The organism is Aeromonas sp. 603607 (genome assembly GCF_049171595.1).
In the GTDB taxonomy this organism is placed as follows: Bacteria; Pseudomonadota; Gammaproteobacteria; order Enterobacterales; family Aeromonadaceae; genus Aeromonas; species Aeromonas veronii.
This window is the reverse complement of record NZ_JAAKOV010000003.1, coordinates 178084-196439: the sequence shown is the minus strand read 5'-3', so window position 1 is coordinate 196439 and position 18356 is coordinate 178084. Positions and strand designations below refer to the sequence as shown.

Annotated in this window: 17 protein-coding genes, 1 tRNA gene and 1 riboswitch; of the genes, 12 read left to right on the top strand and 6 right to left on the bottom strand. The window is 58.6% G+C overall.

Features of this window, described 5'->3' with window-relative positions; translation table 11 throughout:
• Positions 1-54 precede the first annotated feature (54 nt).
• On the top strand, positions 55-1536 hold the full coding sequence (gene cls, locus G5315_RS05205; protein ID WP_421332634.1) for a cardiolipin synthase: 1482 nt from the start codon (positions 55-57) through the stop codon (positions 1534-1536).
• A gap of 107 nt (positions 1537-1643) precedes the next feature.
• A complete protein-coding gene (locus G5315_RS05200; protein ID WP_421332633.1) occupies positions 1644-2906 on the top strand; it encodes a DUF945 family protein in 1263 nt (420 codons plus the stop codon).
• A gap of 79 nt (positions 2907-2985) precedes the next feature.
• On the opposite strand, the gene purU is transcribed toward G5315_RS05200, so the two are convergent.
• Positions 2986-3822, bottom strand: a complete 837-nt coding sequence (purU, locus tag G5315_RS05195) for a formyltetrahydrofolate deformylase (protein WP_005361738.1) — start codon at positions 3820-3822, stop codon at positions 2986-2988.
• A gap of 259 nt (positions 3823-4081) precedes the next feature.
• Positions 4082-4238: riboswitch (FMN riboswitch) on the top strand.
• A 104-nt stretch (positions 4239-4342) separates the two neighbouring features.
• Between purU and ribB the strand changes: the two genes are divergently transcribed.
• A complete protein-coding gene (gene ribB, locus G5315_RS05190; RefSeq protein ID WP_139460346.1) occupies positions 4343-4996 on the top strand; it encodes a 3,4-dihydroxy-2-butanone-4-phosphate synthase in 654 nt (217 codons plus the stop codon).
• A 225-nt stretch (positions 4997-5221) separates the two neighbouring features.
• Positions 5222-5464, top strand: coding sequence for an Lpp/OprI family alanine-zipper lipoprotein (locus G5315_RS05185; protein WP_005334342.1), 243 nt, complete (start codon positions 5222-5224; stop codon positions 5462-5464).
• A gap of 172 nt (positions 5465-5636) precedes the next feature.
• Here the strand turns inward: G5315_RS05185 and G5315_RS05180 are convergent, their stop codons facing one another.
• Positions 5637-6485, bottom strand: coding sequence for a tetratricopeptide repeat protein (locus G5315_RS05180; RefSeq protein WP_421172012.1), 849 nt, complete (start codon positions 6483-6485; stop codon positions 5637-5639).
• Positions 6482-7204, bottom strand: a complete 723-nt coding sequence (locus G5315_RS05175; RefSeq protein WP_421172011.1) for a 4'-phosphopantetheinyl transferase family protein — start codon at positions 7202-7204, stop codon at positions 6482-6484. The genes G5315_RS05180 and G5315_RS05175 overlap by 4 nt, the downstream gene beginning before the upstream one ends.
• Before the next feature lie 275 nt (positions 7205-7479).
• On the opposite strand from G5315_RS05175, the gene G5315_RS05170 reads away from it, so the two are divergent.
• From G5315_RS05170 to G5315_RS05155, 4 genes are all read left to right on the top strand, one after another.
• Positions 7480-7968, top strand: a complete 489-nt coding sequence (locus G5315_RS05170; RefSeq protein WP_421172010.1) for a C40 family peptidase — start codon at positions 7480-7482, stop codon at positions 7966-7968.
• Between the two features lie 148 nt (positions 7969-8116).
• Positions 8117-9088, top strand: coding sequence for a 23S rRNA (adenine(1618)-N(6))-methyltransferase RlmF (rlmF, locus tag G5315_RS05165; protein WP_421295539.1), 972 nt, complete (start codon positions 8117-8119; stop codon positions 9086-9088).
• Between the two features lie 245 nt (positions 9089-9333).
• Complete coding sequence (locus G5315_RS05160; RefSeq protein WP_204483864.1) at positions 9334-10059, top strand: MaoC family dehydratase; 726 nt, start codon at positions 9334-9336, stop codon at positions 10057-10059.
• 244 nt (positions 10060-10303) lie between these two features.
• On the top strand, positions 10304-11719 hold the full coding sequence (locus tag G5315_RS05155; RefSeq protein ID WP_421222144.1) for an SLC13 family permease: 1416 nt from the start codon (positions 10304-10306) through the stop codon (positions 11717-11719).
• 66 nt (positions 11720-11785) lie between these two features.
• On the opposite strand, the gene G5315_RS05150 is transcribed toward G5315_RS05155, so the two are convergent.
• Together G5315_RS05150 and G5315_RS05145 are read right to left on the bottom strand one after the other, a co-directional pair.
• Entirely contained in the window at positions 11786-12775 is a 990-nt protein-coding gene (locus tag G5315_RS05150; RefSeq protein ID WP_323913161.1) for a DUF481 domain-containing protein, read from the bottom strand.
• Positions 12776-12814: 39 nt separating this feature from the next.
• Positions 12815-13771 carry a L,D-transpeptidase family protein gene (locus tag G5315_RS05145; protein WP_346213374.1) on the bottom strand — a complete coding sequence of 319 codons (957 nt, stop codon included), beginning with the start codon at positions 13769-13771 and terminating at the stop codon, positions 12815-12817.
• A gap of 391 nt (positions 13772-14162) precedes the next feature.
• Here G5315_RS05145 and G5315_RS05140 point away from each other — a divergent pair.
• The 4 genes from G5315_RS05140 (at position 14163) to tsgA (ending at position 17445) form a co-directional block, all read left to right on the top strand.
• Positions 14163-14252: transfer RNA gene (locus G5315_RS05140), tRNA-Ser, on the top strand.
• A 365-nt stretch (positions 14253-14617) separates the two neighbouring features.
• Entirely contained in the window at positions 14618-15199 is a 582-nt protein-coding gene (locus tag G5315_RS05135) for a DUF1349 domain-containing protein (RefSeq protein ID WP_337072706.1), read from the top strand.
• 327 nt (positions 15200-15526) lie between these two features.
• Positions 15527-16228, top strand: a complete 702-nt coding sequence (gene deoD / locus G5315_RS05130; protein ID WP_005303072.1) for a purine-nucleoside phosphorylase — start codon at positions 15527-15529, stop codon at positions 16226-16228.
• A gap of 53 nt (positions 16229-16281) precedes the next feature.
• Positions 16282-17445 (top strand): MFS transporter TsgA, encoded by a 1164-nt coding sequence (tsgA, locus tag G5315_RS05125; RefSeq protein WP_227340955.1) that lies wholly within the window; start codon positions 16282-16284, stop codon positions 17443-17445.
• A gap of 97 nt (positions 17446-17542) precedes the next feature.
• On the opposite strand, the gene G5315_RS05120 is transcribed toward tsgA, so the two are convergent.
• Positions 17543-18220, bottom strand: coding sequence for a Crp/Fnr family transcriptional regulator (locus G5315_RS05120; protein ID WP_216951704.1), 678 nt, complete (start codon positions 18218-18220; stop codon positions 17543-17545).
• Positions 18221-18356 lie beyond the last annotated feature (136 nt).

The following is an 18356-nucleotide window of genomic DNA, read 5'->3' as shown; positions in this document are numbered from 1 at the left end:
TTCCTGACTGGCAGGATCTGCCGACCACTGTTTGTTGATGAAAAGGAGTTACCGTTGCTAAACGGTCTGGAACATGATCTCCACCTGCTGTTCTCCCGCTTTCTGGGCTGGCTGCTACTGCTTTTTCATACCGTTATCGTCGCGGGTGTGTCGTTTCGGGTAGTGATGAAACGCCGCCCCATCGGGGTGTCGCTGGCCTGGCTGGCGCTGATCTACGCCATTCCGTTTGCCGGCGTCGGCTTTTACTTGCTGTTTGGTGAAATCAAGTTGGGGCGCCGCCGCGCCGAGCGGGCACAGGCCATGTATCGCCCTTATGCCATCTGGATTCGTCAGTTGGCCCGCCTTTTCCCACAGCATTGCTGCGAGGTGGGGGAAAAGGCCCAACCATTGCACGATCTGATCCAGGGGCGGTTGGCCATGCCCATGCTCTCCGGTAACCGGATGACTCTGCTCAGCCAACCCGACCAGATCCTGCATGAGATTGCTCAGGATATTCGCCGCTCGACGTTATCATGCTATCTGGAGTTCTATATCTGGCACCCCGGCGGTGATGCCGACGAGGTGTGTGAAGCACTGATGGAAGTCGCGCTGCGCGGCGTGGATTGTCGTTTGTTGCTCGATTCGGTGGGCAGCAAGCACTTCTTCCGCTCCGGGTGGCCGAAAAAGCTGCGCAAGGCGGGGGTCAAGCTGGTGGAGGTGCTGCCGGTCGGCGCCTGGCGCATTCCGTTCCAACGGCAGGATTTGCGAATGCACCGCAAGTTGGTGGTGATCGATGACAGGGTGGGTTACACCGGCTCCATGAACATGGTGGATCCCCGTTTCTTCAAGCAGGATGCAGGGGTCGGCCAGTGGGTCGACATCATGATCCGGGTGCAGGGGCCCATGGTGCCGCTGATGTGGTCGATCTTTGTCTGGGACTGGGAGATGGAGACCGGCGAGCGGCTGCTCGACAGTCTGCAGCATGAGCCGGAGGCCTGGCCCCAGACTAACTACCGCGCCCAGCTGATCCCGTCCGGCCCCTTCGTCGGCGGTGACTGCATCCAGCAGAGCCTGCTGCTGGCCATCTATCAGGCGCGCAGCCATCTGGTGCTGACGACCCCTTACTTTGTGCCCGACGATCCGCTGGCGGCCGCACTGAGTTCGGCGGCGGCGCGCGGGGTGCAGGTGCAGCTGGTGTTGCCGGCACGCAATGACTCCATCATGGCCAATTACGCCTGCAACGCCTTTATGGAGGAGTTGCTGGCGGCCGGGGTGGAGATCTACCGCTACGATGCCGGTCTGCTCCATACCAAGAGCGTGCTGGTGGATGATGACTTCGCTCTGGTGGGGACGGTCAATCTGGATCGGCGCAGCCTCTGGCTCAACTTCGAGGTGACCCTGCTGGTGGACAACCCCTCGTTCGTGGCCCAGATGACCCGGCTGGTACAGGGCTATATGGCGGAAGCCACCCCGATGACCCTGGCCCAATGGCAGGCCCGCCCCTGGTACAAGAAGGCGATGGAGAACATCTTCTATCTCTTCAGCCCCTTGCTGTGATGTTGTGGCGAGCCGCAAGAAAGTGGACTCTCCATCTGATTGGACTTGCCTAGCCCCGAGTCCGCCCCGTAGAGTGCAGTGACAACTCCCTGGAGACACATGGATATATGAAAAAGATAGTGGCCCTCGCCGTGGGTGCGGCACTGGTAGGTGGTGGTCTGGCTGCATGCTGGTACACGGGCAACAGCTTCGACAACATCATGGCGGAGCAGATCGCCAAGGTAGAGCAAGAGACCGGTATCGACATGCAGTGGCAGCCGGGTAGCAGCAACCTCTTCACCCGTGACGGGGTCCTGAAGGTCGTGGTGACGCCGGAGGAGCTGGCTGCCATCGACAGCGAGCTGGAGGGCAGTCAGCCCATCGAGTTGCAACTGGTGGTCAAGAGCCAGATCCTGCCGCTCTATATCAAGAGCCACTTCCTGCTCGATACCCATAATGGCACGCTAGCGCCGGTTTTCACCGCACTGGGCATGGAGCAGTGGGAACTCGGTCTGGAGTCGGTCACCAGTCTCTGGACCCAGGGTAACAGCAGCCGTTTCTGGGCCAATGAATTCAAGATCAAACAGGGGCTGGACGAGTTCAGCTTCCTGCCCCTGAGCGGCGAGTTCCACGGCAATCTGGAGGGGAATGGTCACCTCACCATGACCTGGCAGGGGATGACGGTCCATGAAGAGCAGAGCAAGATGGACTTGGTGCTGGCCGATCTGAAAGGGAGTGCCGACATTGCCGAGATCAGCGGTGTGCTCCTCTCGCCCCAGAGCGAGATGACCCTCTCGGCCCTCACGGTACAACTGCCTGACAGCGTCAAGGTCGCCCTGCAGGGGATGACTACCGAGACTCAGCTGACTGGTGATGATGCCCAGACCCTCTCCAGCAGCTATCAGATGAAAATTGCCAAGCTGGATCTGGAGAACGAGACCGACACCCTGGCGGTGACCGACAGCAAGTTGGCGCTCAATCTCAACGGTCTGGATCTGGAAGGGTATCAAGGGCTGCAGGCCGCCGGTGGCAAGGGGGTTGAAGATGCAGCCATCCAGCAGGCGCTGGACAAGATGCTCAAACGTGGCGCGACCCTTGAACTGGCCGGTCTCAGCGCCAAGCTCAACGGTGAGGCGGTGACCATGAAGGGAGACGTGAAGCTGGCCTCCACCTCGCTGGAGCAGCTGTTCAACAGCGATGCGGGAATGCAGGCCCTCTCCGGCGTGCTGCATGCCAGCCTCAGCGACAAGCTGGGCAAGGCGGTGCCGCAACTGGCCCCCATGCTCGATCAGCTGACCCTGATGGGTTATCTGAAGGCCGACAAGCAAGCGCTGACCTCCGAGCTGAAGCTGGAGAAGGGCGCGGTGACGGTAAACGGTCTGCCGCTCTGACACTCGGCGCAGAAACAACAACGGCTCCCGCGGGAGCCGTTGTTGTTTTTGGCGTTTGCATACGGGCCGTGTGGGCGAATTACTTGAAGACCACCGTCTTGTTGCCGTAGACGAACACCCGCTCGTTCAGTACCAGCTCCAGCGCGCGGCTCAGCACCGATTTCTCCACATCCCGACCCGCCTTGGCCATGTCGTCCGCACTGAAGGCATGACCGACGTGGATCACGTCCTGTTCGACGATGGGGCCTTCATCCAGATCGTCGGTCACGAAGTGGGCGGTGGCTCCGATCAGCTTGACGCCGCGATCAAACGCCTGCCGGTAGGGGCGGGCACCGATGAAGGCGGGCAGGAAGGAGTGGTGGATGTTGAGGATCTTGCGCGGATAGGCCTCGACGAAGCTCGGGGTCAGCACCCGCATGTACTTGGCCAGGATCACATAGTCAGGCTCATAGCTGTCGATAATGGCGCGCACCTGCTCTTCATGTTCGGTCCGGCTCAGATCCTCGTGACTGACGGTGTGGAATGGGATATCGAACTTGCCGGTGAGCTCGGCCAGGGTATCGTAGTTGCCGATCACCGCAACGATATCCATATCCAGCGCGCCTGCGTAGTTCTTCATCAGAATATCGCCGAGGCAGTGGGTCTCCTTGGTAACCAGGATGACGATGCGCTTCTTGCCCGCCTTGACCAGACGGCGTTGGGCACCGGTGGGCAGGGCATCATCGAGGTCGGCCAGCAGGGTCTCGTCGTTGAAGCGTCCCTCCAGCTCGGTACGCATAAAGAAGCGGCCATTCTCGTGATCCACAAACTCATCGTTCTTGATGATGTTTAGCTGGTGCTTGTAGCAGATGTTGGTGATCTTGGCGATGAGCCCTTTGGCATCCGGGCAATCCGTGAGCAGTATTTTCTTTTCCATCTCTGTCATTTTCCGTTTGTGGTGTTGGCGCTGCTGTCTGCGCCGGCAGCGTTGTTCAGGCTCTCTTTTCGGGCCCTGTTTTTTGGTTTCGGGAACTATGCCATAAACCGATCCGAGCCATAAAGAAATTCGCCAGTCATGGCCTCTCGCACTGGCGAGCGGGCCGCAGAGCGGGATCCCGGGCGCAATGTTGAAATGCTTTTCAGCCTGCGGGAGATTTTGGCTGGTATCTGCAACCGTTTTTCTTTAGGCTGTCTGCGCTTATTCTCAGGGCGGGGTGCAATTCCCCACCGGCGGTATCCCGATTGACTCGGGGAGCCCGCGAGCGCCCGACTTGGCTGATTGCCGGGTCGGGGTCAGCAGATCCGGTGAGATGCCGGAGCCGACGGTCATAGTCCGGATGAAAGAGGATAAGACAGACCTTGCCGTGTTGGCCCTTGTGGGCTGGCCGCTGCATGCCCGTCTCTGTCTGCCTTTCCATGCCCTGATTCTGGTCCTTGTCTTGTTTAGGAGTTTTACCATGAATCAGTCTCTACTCAGTGAATTCGGTGATCCCGTTGCCCGTGTCGAAGCGGCCCTGTCTGCCTTGCGTGCCGGAGGCGGCGTGCTGGTGGCCGACGATGAAGATCGGGAGAACGAGGGCGACCTCATTTTCGCCGCCCAATCCATGACCAATGAACAGATGGCGCTGATGGTCCGCGAGTGCTCCGGCATCGTCTGCCTCTGCCTGCCCGACGAGCGGGTTCGCCAGCTCGAACTGCCGATGATGGTGGAGGCCAACTCCAGCCACTACCAGACCGCCTTTACCGTGACCATCGAAGCGGCGCAGGGGGTCACGACCGGTGTCTCGGCTGCTGATCGCATCACCACCATCCGTGCAGCCATCGCAGACGGCGCCAAACCGGGCGATCTGCACCGCCCGGGTCATGTTTTCCCGCTGCGGGCGCGAACCGGTGGGGTGCTTACCCGTCGTGGTCATACCGAAGCGACGGTCGATCTGATGCAGCTGGCTGGCCTCAAACCGTTTGGTGTGTTGTGTGAATTGACCAAAGAAGATGGCTCGATGGCGCGTCTGCCAGACCTTGTTGCGTTCGGTCGCAAGCACCAGATGCCGGTGCTGACCATCGAGGATCTGGTGCAATATCGTCAATTGTTGTCAGAACGTACAGCCTGAGCCTCATACGAAATTGTAATAAGGCAAAAATTTGGTTAACCTTTGTCCGAGCCCCCACCACACGGCACTCATTTTTTAGACGAATCTGGACAAAAACTGTTCATTCAAAAAAAAATGAGGGTTTTAATGCATTTATCTGTGGTGGGGACTATGCAAAGTAGGATTTTTTTGTGCCATAATCACGCCGCTTGCTAAACGTCTGGCGAGTTCAAGGGAGCTTTAAAAATGAAAAAATTGTTGTTGGTAGGTGTTGTTGGTCTGTCCGCTCTGCTGGGCGGTTGTGCAAACACCAGCGAACTGGAAACTTCCGTTCAGAATCTGTCTAACAAAGTTGACCAACTGGCTCAAGATGTTAGCGCAGTTCGTGCTGATCAGTCCAAAATCGCTGCTGATGTTGCCGAAGCCAAGCAAGAAGCTATGCGTGCTAACCAGCGCATCGACAACATGGCTACTTCCTACAAGAAGTAATCCATGCGAAAAAAATGGCGCAGTTTTGCGCCATTTTTTTTTGCCTGAAATTCACAGTATCTCCACTATTCCCACAGCACCTTATTCCCACAGTACCTTCTTCGTACTTGACCCATGAGGTCATGCCGGTCTCCCGGCACTCCCCCATCATTACCAGCCAGTTCGATTCCGATCAGTAGAGCAGACTATAGAGTTTGCGACGGTAGCTCTGCGCCTGTGGTGTGTTACCCATAGTGGCGAGAATATCGAGATAGGTCTTTCTGGCTTCGCCGAATGCCAAGTCCCGTTTGAGGATCGCCAGCAGCAGTTCCAATGCCTCTTCCTGACGGCCGGCCTGGTTGTATTGCACAGCAAGTTCTTGTGCCAGACCAAAATCATCAGGCTGTTCTGCATGACGGGCTTCCAGCGCGCGCAGTTCCGGGCTGTCTGCCGCTTGCAGGGCCAGCGCCAGTCGTGAGCTCAGGGTATGGAAGTGACTTTCCTGTGCCACCATCGGGATGGTGCCGAGGCGCTCCTGCGCTTCATCCAGCAGGTTGAGGTCGAGCGCGGCCTGAATGAGCCACAGGCTGATGTCGTGACGTTCAGGGGCCAGCTGGTGTGCCTTGGTCAGATGGGCATAGGCGATGCTGGGCTGCTCGTCAGCCAGTGCCTGTTGCCCCTTGGCCAGCAACTCTTCCTCTTCTTTGGGGGTGAAGGCGGCGAAATACTGGCGCAGGGTGGCTTCATCCTGCGGCCCTTCGATGATCCCCTGTTCGTCAGGGCGACCCTGATGGAACAGCACCAATGCGGGTAGGGCGCGCAGGCCGAGCTGGCTGGCGAGCGGTTGCAACTGGGGATCGTTCATATCCACCTTGGTCAGGGTGACCTGCTCATTAGCGGGCCCAACCAGTGATTCGATCAGCGGTGTCATCCCCTGACACTCCGGCATCTGCGGAGCATGGAAATAGATTACGACCGGCTTCTTCATGGAGGCATCGATCAGTTCAGCGTGAAAATTCTGGGGAGTAATGTCGACGATCATGAGTTGGACTCTTCAGAAAGGGTGTTGAGTAACATGGGGTTGAGTGACTGGTAATTCAAGCGCTCATCAAGCCGGTAAAAGGTCACGGGGGTTGCCGCCGCCGCGAGACTGAGCCAGCCGCTGGCAAAGGGCCAATCCTGTACCTGATAAGGGGTGTCATCCAACCGGTTGTCGAGTCGCCACTCTTCATCCGGGAGAAACCGCACCTTCTCCAGCCCCGCCGCTATGCCGCCACCGTGGGCTTTCAGTACCGCCTCCTTGCGTGACCAGAGCCGGTAGAAGGCACTCTCCTGCTCTGGAGCAGGCAGCGCGCAGAGCCACTCATATTCACTCTGTGCATAAAACCGGCGGGCCAGGGGGAGGGGGTGATGCCGCCGTTTGCCCAGTTCGATATCCACCCCAAGCTGCCCCTGCGGGCAGAGCGCCAACACCAGCCAGCTGCCACTGTGGCTCAGATTGAACTGCCAAGCATCATCATGCAGTTGGGGCTTGCCGTGGGGGCCGTTGCAAAATTGCAGGCTGGCGGCAGGGCGTTGCAGCCTCTCGGACAACAGCTGGCGCAGCAGGGCGCGGCTCACCAGATATTCCTGACGCCGTTCAGGATGGGTCATGGTTTGCCAGATATGCAGCTCATCGGTTGACAACCATTCAGGCAATTGAGCAAGCAGTGCCTGGCATACCCTGGCCGGTTTTAACAAAAAAAGATCGGTTTCGATCATGATTTTTCACTTTAAAGAGGTGCTGAAGCAGGGATAAAAGCCAGTTATCTATGAGGCCAAAGGTCCTTTTTGCGATTGTATATTGTTTGGGCATGATCACATTAATTATGAAAAATCGTGCATTTCCTTGCAAAAATGTGAGCTTGATAGGGATTTTCACTTGCCTCGATAGAATTCTTGGATATAGTCGGGTGCTGTTGCCTTATAAATTGCCCTTTGGGGCCGTATTTTAACAAGATTTACTATTTTGCGGGGATAAAGGATTGCGCTACCTGATGCTACTGCTGGTCGCGCTCGGAATGGCGGGTTGTGCTTCGGCACCCCAACCCGAGGTCGCGAGCAAGATCGAAGTTTCCATGATGGAACCCGTTATTGAACCGGAAGCTTCGCAGACACCCGATGTGAATGAAATCCTGACAGTATACAAAGAGTGGCGCGGTACCCCTTACCGCTACGGTGGTACAACCGAACGTGGTATCGATTGTTCCGCCTTCGCCCGTGAAGTGTTTCGCAATGCGGTCGGTATTGAACTTCCCCGCGATACCCGCTCTCAAGTTCACGAAGGGACGCGCGTTTCCAAGCAGGATCTGGTCGAAGGTGATCTGGTCTTCTTCAAAATCAATCGTCGTCTCAACCACGTTGGTATCTATGTCGGGAATGGCGAATTCATTCACGCCTCGACTCGAGCCGGTGTGACCCGCTCCAAGCTGGACAGCCAATACTGGCGCAGCAAGTTCTGGCAAGCTCGCCGGATCGATATCTGAGTCAGGCTGGACAAACGGCTCGCAGTACGGACTGTTTTTCCAACCTCACTTGAACCGGGCTCGATAGCCCGGTTTTTTATTGCCCTCGTTTAGACTTTCCCGAGTCAAATCACTATAGTGTGGGCCCGTTTTCTTCGGCAGGCTCAGCATGAAACCCCGCATCCCATCAGCTGGTGGCCCCAAGTCGGGCGACCGTAAATCCGGACTTCACTCCCGTAATCGCCATGAGGCGGGTTACGACTTTGAGGCGCTCTGCCTGCGAACTCCCGAGTTGGCCGTCCACGTATTTATCAATGACTACGGTACCCGCACCATCGATTTTGCCAATCCCGATGCAGTGAAGTCCCTCAATCGCGCCCTGCTGGCCCATCACTACGGGATTGCCCACTGGGACTTGCCTACCGGTTACCTCTGCCCGCCTATCCCGGGACGGGTGGACTACCTGCACTGGGCGGCCGATCTGTTGGCCGAGAGCGCAGGCCAGCTCCCTACCGGCAAGGGGGTGAGAGTGCTGGATATCGGGGTGGGGGCAAACTGCATCTATCCGCTGCTAGGCTGCCGCGAATATGGCTGGCGTTTTGTCGGATCGGATATCGATCCGGTCTCGGTCAAGGCGGCCACCCTGCTGGCCAAGAGCAACGGGCTCGGCAATCAGATTGAGTGTCGCCTGCAGGGAAACCCCAACCATGTGTTTCGCGGCATCATAGGGCCAAAGGAGCGCTTTGCCCTGACGCTGTGCAATCCGCCGTTCCATGCGTCGCTGGAAGAGGCGAGCAAGGGGACGGAGCGCAAGCTGCGCAATCTGGGCAAGGAGGTGACAGGCGCTCCTGTGCTTAATTTTGGCGGCCAGAAGGCCGAGCTCTGGTGCGAAGGGGGCGAGGCGGCGTTTCTGGCCAACATGATTGCCCAGAGCAAGGAGTTTGCCACTCAGTGCCTCTGGTTCAGCTCGCTGGTGTCGAAAAAAGAGAACCTGCCGGGGGCGAAAAAGGCGTTGAGCCGGGTGGGGGCGCGTCAGGTACGGGTGATCGACATGGCGCAGGGCAACAAGGTGAGCCGGATCCTCGCCTGGTCCTTTCTGGATGAAGAGGGATTGCGTCGCGGCTGGTCGAGCGCGCGCTGAGTCCCCACCACAAGGCCCGATGAGGGCCTTTTTTCATGATGAGCCCCGCGAATTTCCCCTGCTGGCGGCATCTTTGGCAATCGATTTCCTCATTGGCAGATCGTGCTGGTTTACATGGTGTAAGTAGTTACTTCCGCCTTGGTACAGGTGTACGCCGAGATTTTTTTGCACTTACAGCTGAAACTTTAATAAAATAGGACTGGTTAGACCTCTTTACAGGCAATGAATCACATAGGGATCGAAACATGAAAGTTGTCGATTTTCTGAAGCGCAAGCGCGAAATTTTGGCGCAGCACCCCTTTGAGCTCAAGGATTGGCTCTCACCGGCGATCCGCGACTACTGGCGTGAGTTTCAGCAAAAGGCACATCTTCACCCTTTGCTGGGTCGTGTACTGGACTTGCAAACCGAGACCCAGAGCGAGCAGCAACAGGATGCAGCAACCGTGGCACGGGTGGCCAACGGTCAGCCTGCCGTGGCTCAGGAACCCGCTGTGGAGCTGGGAGCCGAGGCTGCCGAGCTCTATGCCGCCCTGCAGGCTCGCATTGGTGAAGAGACCCATGTGGGCGAGTGGCTGCACGTCAGCCAGCAGATGATCGATCAGTTTGCTGCCGTGACCGGGGATCATCAGTGGATCCACACCGATCCGGAGCGCGCGGCCGCCGAGTCGCCTTTCAAGACCACCATCGCCCACGGCTTCCTGACCCTGGCGCTGCTGCCGCAGTTGACCGGCTCGGTCGATGAGGCCACCCCCGAGTTCCCGACCGCCCGCATGGTGGTGAACTTCGGGCTGGATCAGGTACGTTTCCCGTACCCCATCAAGGTGGACAGCAACATCCGCGCCCGCACCAAGCTGGCCCGGGTCACCCCCATCAAGGGTGGGCTGGAGCTGCTCAAAGAGATCAAGGTGGAGATCGAAGGGATCCGTCGCCCGGGTTGCGTCATCGAGTCGGTGACCCGCATCTACTTCTGAGCCCCTCATCGGTATGAATGGTGAAACGGGCCCGCTGTCGTGTGCAACGAACAGCGGGCCCGTTTTTTTGCCTGTTTGTTGCAAGGTCTGAGGCGTCAGCCATCGCGCGCCGACCCCAGCTTGATATGACTCACAAAACGGTGCGCCGTGCAGTTAGCCAGCTCTCATTTTGGCGAGTTGGCCGCGTGAGGCGATAGCATGTTATGCCACTATTGGCTTCTTACTCCCGATCCTGGAGACAATAGTGCCCATCAATAACAAGATTATTCTGCCACTGCTGCTGAGCCTCGCCATCCTGCTGATCCCGACCCACTGGATCCCGCTGGAGGGGATCACTGTCATCGAGCAGCGGGTCGTGGCTATTTTCGTGCTGGCCGCCCTCTGCTGGATCCTGGAGCCCATCCCTATCTTCGCCACCTCGGTGCTGATCATCGTGCTGGAGCTGCTGTTGCTCTCCGACAAGGGGCTCTGGTTCATGACTGCCGACAAGGCCGAACCGGGGTTTGGTGAGCTGCTCAAGTCCACCGAGGTGATGGCGACCTTTGCCTCGCCGGTCATCATGCTGTTTCTCGGCGGTTTTTTCCTCGCCATTGCGGCGACCAAATACCATCTGGACGTCAATCTGGCGCGGGTGTTGCTGCGCCCGTTTGGTCAGGATCCCCGGATCGTCATGCTGGGGCTGATGTTGATCACCGCCACCTTCTCCATGTTTATGAGCAATACCGCCACCACCGCCATGATGCTGGCCATCCTTACCCCTGTGCTGGCGGCATTTCCCGACAAGGACCCGGCCAAAGTCGGCTTTGTGCTGGCCATTCCGCTGGCGGCCAACCTCGGCGGGATCGGCACTCCCATCGGTACTCCGCCCAACGCAGTGGCCCTCAAATACCTGACCGGCGAGCATGCCATCTCGTTCGGTCAGTGGATGGGATTTGCGGTGCCCTTTGTGGTGTTGCTGTTGCTGCTTGGCTGGTTCCTGCTGGGGCGCTTCTTCCCGAGTTCCCTCAAGCGGATGGATCTCAAGATTGAGGGGCGCTTTATGCAGACCCCCCGCGCCTGGGTGGTCTACCTCACCTTTATCACCACCATAGTACTCTGGCTGCTGGGGGATCTGCACGGCATGAGCTCCTACGTGGTCGCCATGATCCCGGTGGCAGTGTTCCTGACCACCGGCATCATCACCAAGGACGATCTGCACAAGATCTCCCTCGATGTGCTCTGGCTGGTCTCGGGTGGTATCGCGCTGGGGCTGGCGCTGGAGGACTCCGGGTTGGCCGAGCGGCTCATCACCCACATTCCGTTCCACGAATACTCCACGCTGGCGGTGCTGATTGGTGCCTGTCTGCTGGCAGTGGTGATGGCCAACTTCATGTCCAACACCGCAACCGCCAATCTGTTGCTGCCACTGGTGGCGGCACTGGCGGTCAGCATGCCGGAGCTGGCCGAGTGGGGCGGCAGCCACACCTTGATCCTGGCGGTCACCATTTCGGTTTCGCTCGGGATGTCGCTGCCCATCAGTACCCCGCCCAATGCGCTGGCCCACGCCACCGGTCTGGTGGAGAGTCACCAGATGGTGCGCATCGGCGTCATCATGGGGTTGGTCGGCACCCTGCTGGCGATGGTATGGATCTACCAGATTGCCGCCTGGGGGCTGATCTAGCGAGCCTGTCTGCCTAAAGCAAAGAGGAGCCGAATTGGCTCCTCTTTGCGTGTTGGGGATCCGGGGCTAGAAACTGACGCCAAGGCTGAGCAGGTGTCTTAATTCGCTCTCGCGGGGTTCCGGGCTGCCTGTGTCGACAAGGATGTCAGCATCTTCCCAATTCAGCTCACTCGACCAGGAGAGGCGCAGATGGTCATTGAAGTAGTAGCGCAACCCTATGCTGCCTTTCAGGTCCTGATTACGGGTGACATAGGGGGAGGGTTGTGCCAGATATTTCAGATAGCGCCCCTGGCTGAACAGTTCCATTTTCTCCTGCCAGAGGGAGAAAGGTTGGCGATAATCCCAGTTCAGGCCAGCGAAGGGGTAGTCTATGACCCGTTCACCCAGAAAAACGCCGGTGATCTTGCTATCTTCACGGAAGTAGAGCCGACTTAGCCCCCCTTGGGCCATCAGCTCCAGTCGGCGGCGCTTGTCGTTCCAAAAGCGATAGCCAGGCCCCGAGCCATAGTCCATGTAGAGATAGCGATCTTTATCCAGCATGTCATATTCGGCATCGAGTGAGGTACGCAAGAACCACTGCTGGTTGAAGAAGTAGTCCAGCGTAGGGTTGAGCTGATAATCATGGCTGTCGGTGACGTTGTCAGCGGTCTCATAGGTGTATTCACCGGAGAAGCTGTAACGCCAGTCCAGATTGGCCAGCTCGCTTTTCCACTTGAGGTTGACGTTGTTGGTCTGCTTGTCATTCTGTTTGAGTTTGACATTGAGATCGCCGCTGCCGGTCCAGAGCCAGGCGTTGCGTTCATCCTGGTCATCCTCGAACAGCTTGAGCCCACCCTTTGCCGTCGCCTTGGGTTTGTCCTCTTTATCGATACGCCAGCGTTTGATGGCCTCTCGCTGGACGGTGACTGCGCCGCTGTAGGGAAGGGCGATGCGCACCGACTGTTCGGTCACCTCCTCGATGTTGCCGGTCAGACGATCGCCATTGTTCATCCAGAGAATGTCCTTGGCCCACAAGGAGTGACAGACCAACAGGAGCAGGAGGGGCAGGAATTTCATGAGGTAAGGTGACTCCGGTGCGACTCGGGCGCTGGTGACTTAACCACTGACAAGTTGGCTGCTGATGGGGCGGGGCAGGCCATTTTTGCTCTCCAGCGCCGCCGTCACCTCATCCTGCATCACGTCAGGTGCACTGATAAAGCTCTCTATGGCCGGAGATAGCACCAGCGGGGCGCCATTTTCAAGCTCCTCTTCGGTGCGGGAGAGCGGGGAGTGCACCTCCAGCCAGCGCCTACCATCCGGTTCGATGGCGACCTTGACCGGTTGATTGATGACCCGCACCGGCGTGCCGATCGGCACAATCTTGAACAGGGCCTCAATATCGTCAGGTCGCAGCCGGATGCAGCCTGCACTTACCCGCAGGCCAACGCCAAAATCCTTGTTGGTGCCGTGGATCAGGTAGTCGCGCTTGCCATAGCCAAGGCGCATGGCGAACTTGCCGAGGGGATTCTCCGGGCCGGGGGGCACCACGGCGGGCAGGGTGATCCCTTTTTGCTCCAGCCAGGATTTGCGCACCATGGGGCCGGGAACCCAGGTCGGGTTGGGATTCTTCTCGATGACGGTGGTGGTCATCTCGGGTGTTTCGCGGCCGATATCGCCAATCCCGATGGGCAGCACGATGACCTCGTTCTTCCCTTTGGGGAAGTAGTAGAGGCGCAGTTCGGGCAGATTGATGACGATCCCCTCGCGAGGCACATCAGGCAGCAGCATCTGGGTGGGCAGCGTCAAGCGGGTGCCCGGCTTGGGTAAATAGGGGTCTACACCCGGATTTGCTTCAAGCAGCGCCAAAAATCCAATTTGTGTATTTTTGCCAACCAGCTCCAGATGTTCATTCTGCTGGATGATGTAATCCTCCAGCTCACCGATTAGGCGACTCCCGGCAGGTGGCAGCGGGTAGCGTTTGGCCTCTGCCGGCGTGGCGCAGAGCAGGATCGCTGCCAGCAGCAGGGAAAGGGCGGGCGTTATGGAGAGGGGCATGAGTTTCGGCAATCGCATAAGGAGATCCATCAGTTCAATCGGGGCGGAACATCATCAACACAGCCGCCAGGATGGCGCGATTGTTCCTCAATCAGCCCATGATTACCAGCTTGCCGCGCACCCGCAATGATTTGGGGATACATAGGAAACCAGCCAAAATCGGCATCACCCATAAATTTGAGTGCCAAGCAGGAAAAAGAGGCGCCTCATGGCAATGGGGGAATATCACGACGTGGATAATGGCCGGGTGTGCGAGCGGGTGGATACAGAGCCATACAAGAGTGGCCTCGCAACGCAGGCCGTGCGTGAAGCATTGTGAGCCTGCTCTCAGATAGCTGATTCAGCCATTTGATATATAAGAAATTTTTGTTGCATCCTCGGCCCAGCTTGGGTAAAACTCTCTCCCAACGGAGAGATGCCGGAGTGGCCGAACGGGATTGACTCGAAATCAATTGTGGCAGCAATGCCACCCAGGGTTCGAATCCCTGTCTCTCCGCCACATACCAAGCCCAAGCAATTAGATTGCTTGGGCTTTTTCGTTTCGTGTGATGCCTGATATGCCATCTGATGTTGGCTGGCTTGAAGCGTCCCCTCTATCGACCACCTGTTAGTCGACTCGAGCCCATATCGAGATGTCTTATCGTCGTGCAATAGGGGCCCCCTTTTACTTGCCCGATCGCCTATCGGTTGCAAGGTTGGCCCCAACGGCTTGCTCGCCAGTCATGATGGCGACACAATGGAGTCCCTTTGGTTGGCCGCTCGCAGCTGGGGCTCGTGGCCGAATGGCCAGCGATAGTATGAGCGCGCCCGAGTGTTATGGGCCGGTGACAACGGGAAACATGGCGAGAACAGGAGCAAAAGAGGATGAGGGAAGGGCTTGAATGGTGCTGGCTCAATGAACCGGCCGAATGGCACAAAACAAGCGACGGCTTGCTGGTGGTAACGGACAAACAGACCGATTTTTGGCGCAGCACCTGGTATGGTTTCGAGCGCCACAGTGGGCATCTCTATGGCTGTGAGGTCGAGGGTGAATTTACCTTTCAGGTCTGTGTCGAAGGGGAGTTCACCACCCTCTACGATCAGGCAGGGCTGATGTTGCTGCAAGACGAGGCGCACTGGCTCAAAGCGGGGATAGAGTACAACGATGCCCAGCCGATGATCGGCAGCGTGCTCACCAATCTGCGATCTGACTGGGCCACCGGTATTTTCAGCGGCAATCCGCGCCGTTTCTGGCTGCGCCTGACCCGGCTGGCCGATTGTCTGCGTCTGCAATACTCCACCGATGGCGAGGTGTGGCCACTGCTGCGGCTCGCTCCGTTCCCGCCAGGCGAGCGCTGCTTTATCGGAGTGATGTGCTGCACCCCCGAGCGGCAGGGGTTGGCGGTGCGTTTTTCGGATTTGCGCCTCACGCCGCCCCTTGGCAAGGCACTGCATGATTTGAGCTAGCCAGCCCATGGCTGGCATTGCGTGTCAACCGGCAGAGTGAACAATGCCGTCGGCCTGTAGCGTCATTCGCAGGGTCTATCGAGCGGGAGGGGCGTTGCCCTCCCGCTTTTTTACACCGGTAGGTCGGGAATGGCGGGTGGCTGTGATGGGCAAGCCTTGGCAAGCAACGTCGAAAAGCATGCGGTATGCGATGTAGCAGACAACAAGTTACCGGAACTGGGATCTCGATCGGGACAACAGGACTTTTGTCCTGCAAGGGGAGGTGGGGTGGCGGCTAGGATGGCCACATCAAAACAATAAAACGAGTCAAACTGGAGCACAACAATAATGACCGCTCATATCAATGCCAACCCGGGCGATTTCGCCGAGACCGTCATCATGCCGGGGGACCCGCTGCGGGCCCGCTATATCGCCGAGACTTTTCTGACCGATGCGCGCGAGGTGACCAATGTGCGCAATATGCTGGGCTACACCGGCTATTACAACGGCCAGCGCATCTCGGTGATGGGCCACGGTATGGGGATCCCCTCCATGGTGCTCTACGCCCACGAGCTGGTGAACGACTTCGGGGTCAAGCGGATCATCCGCATCGGCAGCCTGGGGGCGACCCAGCGCCACGTGCAGATGCGTGACGTCATTCTGGCGCAGGCGGCGGGCACCGACTCCCCGACTAATGCCAAGCGCAGCGCCGGTTACCAGATGGCCACCTCGGCCGACTTCGCCCTGCTGCACAAGGCGTTTACCAAGGCGCAGGAGAAGGCGATTCCGGTCAAGGTGGGCAATATCTTCACCGGCGACCTCTATTACGATCCGGACGAAAACCTCATTCCGGCGCTGGAGAAGTTTGGAGTGCTTGGTATCGACATGGAGGTGGCCGGTCTCTACGGGCTGGCCCATCAGCAGGGGATAGAGGCGCTCGCCATCCTGACTGTCTCCGACCACTGCCTGACCGGTGAAGAGACCACTGCCGAAGAGCGGCAACTCTCCTTCAACCAGATGATCGAGCTGGCGCTGCACACCGCGCTGTAAGCGCCGCAGTCCGCCCACCCCTGCACGCACCCTGACCCCAAGAGAGATCCAATATGAACAATAAGCTCTCCCTCACAGCCATCAGCTTCTTGGCCAACTTTGTGATGGCCGGTTTTGCGACCCAGTTCGGCATGCTGATCGACCCCATCGCCGCCAAGTTCGGCGCCGACGTCAATCATGTGGCCTCCATCTTCTCCCTGCTCAACGGCGGGGCGCTGGCGGGCACCATTGCCGCCTTCTTCCTTATCGAGAAGGTGGGGCTCAAGCGGATGACCCTGCTCTGCTACGGCCTGATCGCGCTGGCGGCGGCTTCGCTCCATCTGACCGGCTCGCTCTATGTGGTGATGGCTGCCATGACGGTGATCGGCCTGTGTGGCGGGGTGGGACTCTGCATTGCAGGGACCCTGGTGGTGAGCGTCTGGCAGGCGCGGATGCAGAGCACCATGCTGGTGGTGCAGGATGCCACCTTCAACGTGGCCGGGGTGGTCTTCCCGCTTATCACCACCTACACCCTGACTCACGCCATGGCGTGGAGCTGGAGCTATCTGGCGGTGGGCGTGGTGGCGCTGGCGACCATGCTGGTGGCGGTGCTGACCAACTTCCGCAGCTGCGAGGCGGGTGGCGAAAGCGCAGGCAACGAGCACTCGGAGTGGAACCTCGGCATCATCAGCGGCGGGTTGGGGCTCTTTCTCGGCATGCTGGCGCTCTACACCTTCCTCACCTGGGCGCCCATGTTCGTGAAGAATAAGTTCGGCATCCCCTTCGAGGAGGCGGGCAATATCATCACCCAATACTGGACGGCTGCCCTGCTCGGCGCACTGGTCTCCACCGCCATCGTGACCCGCATTGCGATCCGAACCTTCCTGCTGGTGATCATCACCCTGGCGATGGGGATGACGGCGCTCATCGTCACCACCGATAACCTGAGCCAGTTGCCATACCTCACCTATGGTTACGGCTTTGTCTGCGCGGCGCTCTACAACGCCTTTATCGCCTACGGGGTGTCGTTTGTGCGCCAGGCGTCGAGCAAGAACGTCTCCTACATCCTCATCAGCGGCAGCGCGGGGGCCATGTTCAGCCCGGCCATCAGCGCCATGTTCGAGCAGGTGATCGGCTTGCAGGCGGTGATGTACGCCATCCCGCTTATCTACGCCGTGATCCTCGCCATGCTGGTAGCCTCGCTGCGCATGGCCCGGCCTCAGCCCTGTCTCGCCTGAGCGGGGGAGTAAACAGCAAGAGGGGCGGTATAAACCGCCCCTCTTTTTTGTTGCTGTTCCGCTTGTTGCTGCTCAGTCGGCAACTGAGGCCTGCGACTTATGGCTGCTCCAGAAAGGCCTTGAGCCCCGCCAGATCGCGGATCTGCAATCCCTCTTCGCCGCGCTCCACCAGTCCCTTCTCCATCAGCTCTTTCACCGCCCGCCGGTAGACCCGGTCGGTCGTGCCGAAGCGTTCCGCCTCCTGATACCCCTTGCGAAAGCCGCTCACCGGGTTGTGGTGGCAGTGGCTGTGATAGAGGTCGAGGGCGATGTTGTAGCTGATGGGGTAGAGCATGCGGCAGGTGAAAATATCCACCGTGTCCTGATAGTCGATGGCAATGGCGGTGGCAAAGAAGAGCGCCACCTTGGGGTGGGCGACCAGCGCCTGCTCCAGCTGCTCGCCGTCAATGCGGGCCACTTCCAGCGGCTCCTCGGCGATGATGTCGAGCTGGCAGCGGTAGCCGGTGAAGAACTCCATCTCGCCAAACAGCTGGTTGTCGCACTCCAGGGTGCCGAGCTGAAAGCGGCGGCCATTCATGGCGGTGTGGCCCATGGCGATGCGGCCGCCCGGTACCAGCACCAGATCCCGCAATAGCTCCCCCTGACGCATCAGGGGCTCCCCCTCGGGGATCAGATGCTGCTCCGTGATGCAGGATTGCACTACCTGCACGATAAGATCATGACTGGCCTGCCAGTGGGGCTGAAAGCGTCCCTTGAGAAGGGGTTTGAGTTGCATGGGATTTCGAGTCGTCGCCAAACAGAAACGACTATTACACACCCTTGCATACGGATATGCCAGTTTTGTACCGCAAAGTGGGGCTTACTGGTGTAGAAGTGCAATCTGGAAGCATAAAAAAGCGCCCGAAGGCGCT

Excerpts from the sequence above, each read along its gene's own strand:
- G5315_RS05160 (WP_204483864.1), top strand. The coding sequence starts at position 9,334 with ATGAAAGTTGTCGATTTTCTGAAGCGCAAGCGCGAAATTTTGGCGCAG.
- purU (WP_005361738.1), bottom strand. The coding sequence starts at position 3,822 with ATGGAAAAGAAAATACTGCTCACGGATTGCCCGGATGCCAAAGGGCTC.
- G5315_RS05200 (WP_421332633.1), top strand. The coding sequence starts at position 1,644 with ATGAAAAAGATAGTGGCCCTCGCCGTGGGTGCGGCACTGGTAGGTGGT.
- tsgA (WP_227340955.1), top strand. The coding sequence starts at position 16,282 with ATGAACAATAAGCTCTCCCTCACAGCCATCAGCTTCTTGGCCAACTTT.
- G5315_RS05120 (WP_216951704.1), bottom strand. The coding sequence starts at position 18,220 with ATGCAACTCAAACCCCTTCTCAAGGGACGCTTTCAGCCCCACTGGCAG.
- ribB (WP_139460346.1), top strand. The coding sequence starts at position 4,343 with ATGAATCAGTCTCTACTCAGTGAATTCGGTGATCCCGTTGCCCGTGTC.
- rlmF (WP_421295539.1), top strand. The coding sequence starts at position 8,117 with ATGAAACCCCGCATCCCATCAGCTGGTGGCCCCAAGTCGGGCGACCGT.
- G5315_RS05150 (WP_323913161.1), bottom strand. The coding sequence starts at position 12,775 with ATGAAATTCCTGCCCCTCCTGCTCCTGTTGGTCTGTCACTCCTTGTGG.
- G5315_RS05170 (WP_421172010.1), top strand. The coding sequence starts at position 7,480 with ATGCTACTGCTGGTCGCGCTCGGAATGGCGGGTTGTGCTTCGGCACCC.
- G5315_RS05145 (WP_346213374.1), bottom strand. The coding sequence starts at position 13,771 with ATGCGATTGCCGAAACTCATGCCCCTCTCCATAACGCCCGCCCTTTCC.
- G5315_RS05180 (WP_421172012.1), bottom strand. The coding sequence starts at position 6,485 with ATGATCGTCGACATTACTCCCCAGAATTTTCACGCTGAACTGATCGAT.
- G5315_RS05175 (WP_421172011.1), bottom strand. The coding sequence starts at position 7,204 with ATGATCGAAACCGATCTTTTTTTGTTAAAACCGGCCAGGGTATGCCAG.
- G5315_RS05185 (WP_005334342.1), top strand. The coding sequence starts at position 5,222 with ATGAAAAAATTGTTGTTGGTAGGTGTTGTTGGTCTGTCCGCTCTGCTG.
- G5315_RS05135 (WP_337072706.1), top strand. The coding sequence starts at position 14,618 with ATGAGGGAAGGGCTTGAATGGTGCTGGCTCAATGAACCGGCCGAATGG.
- deoD (WP_005303072.1), top strand. The coding sequence starts at position 15,527 with ATGACCGCTCATATCAATGCCAACCCGGGCGATTTCGCCGAGACCGTC.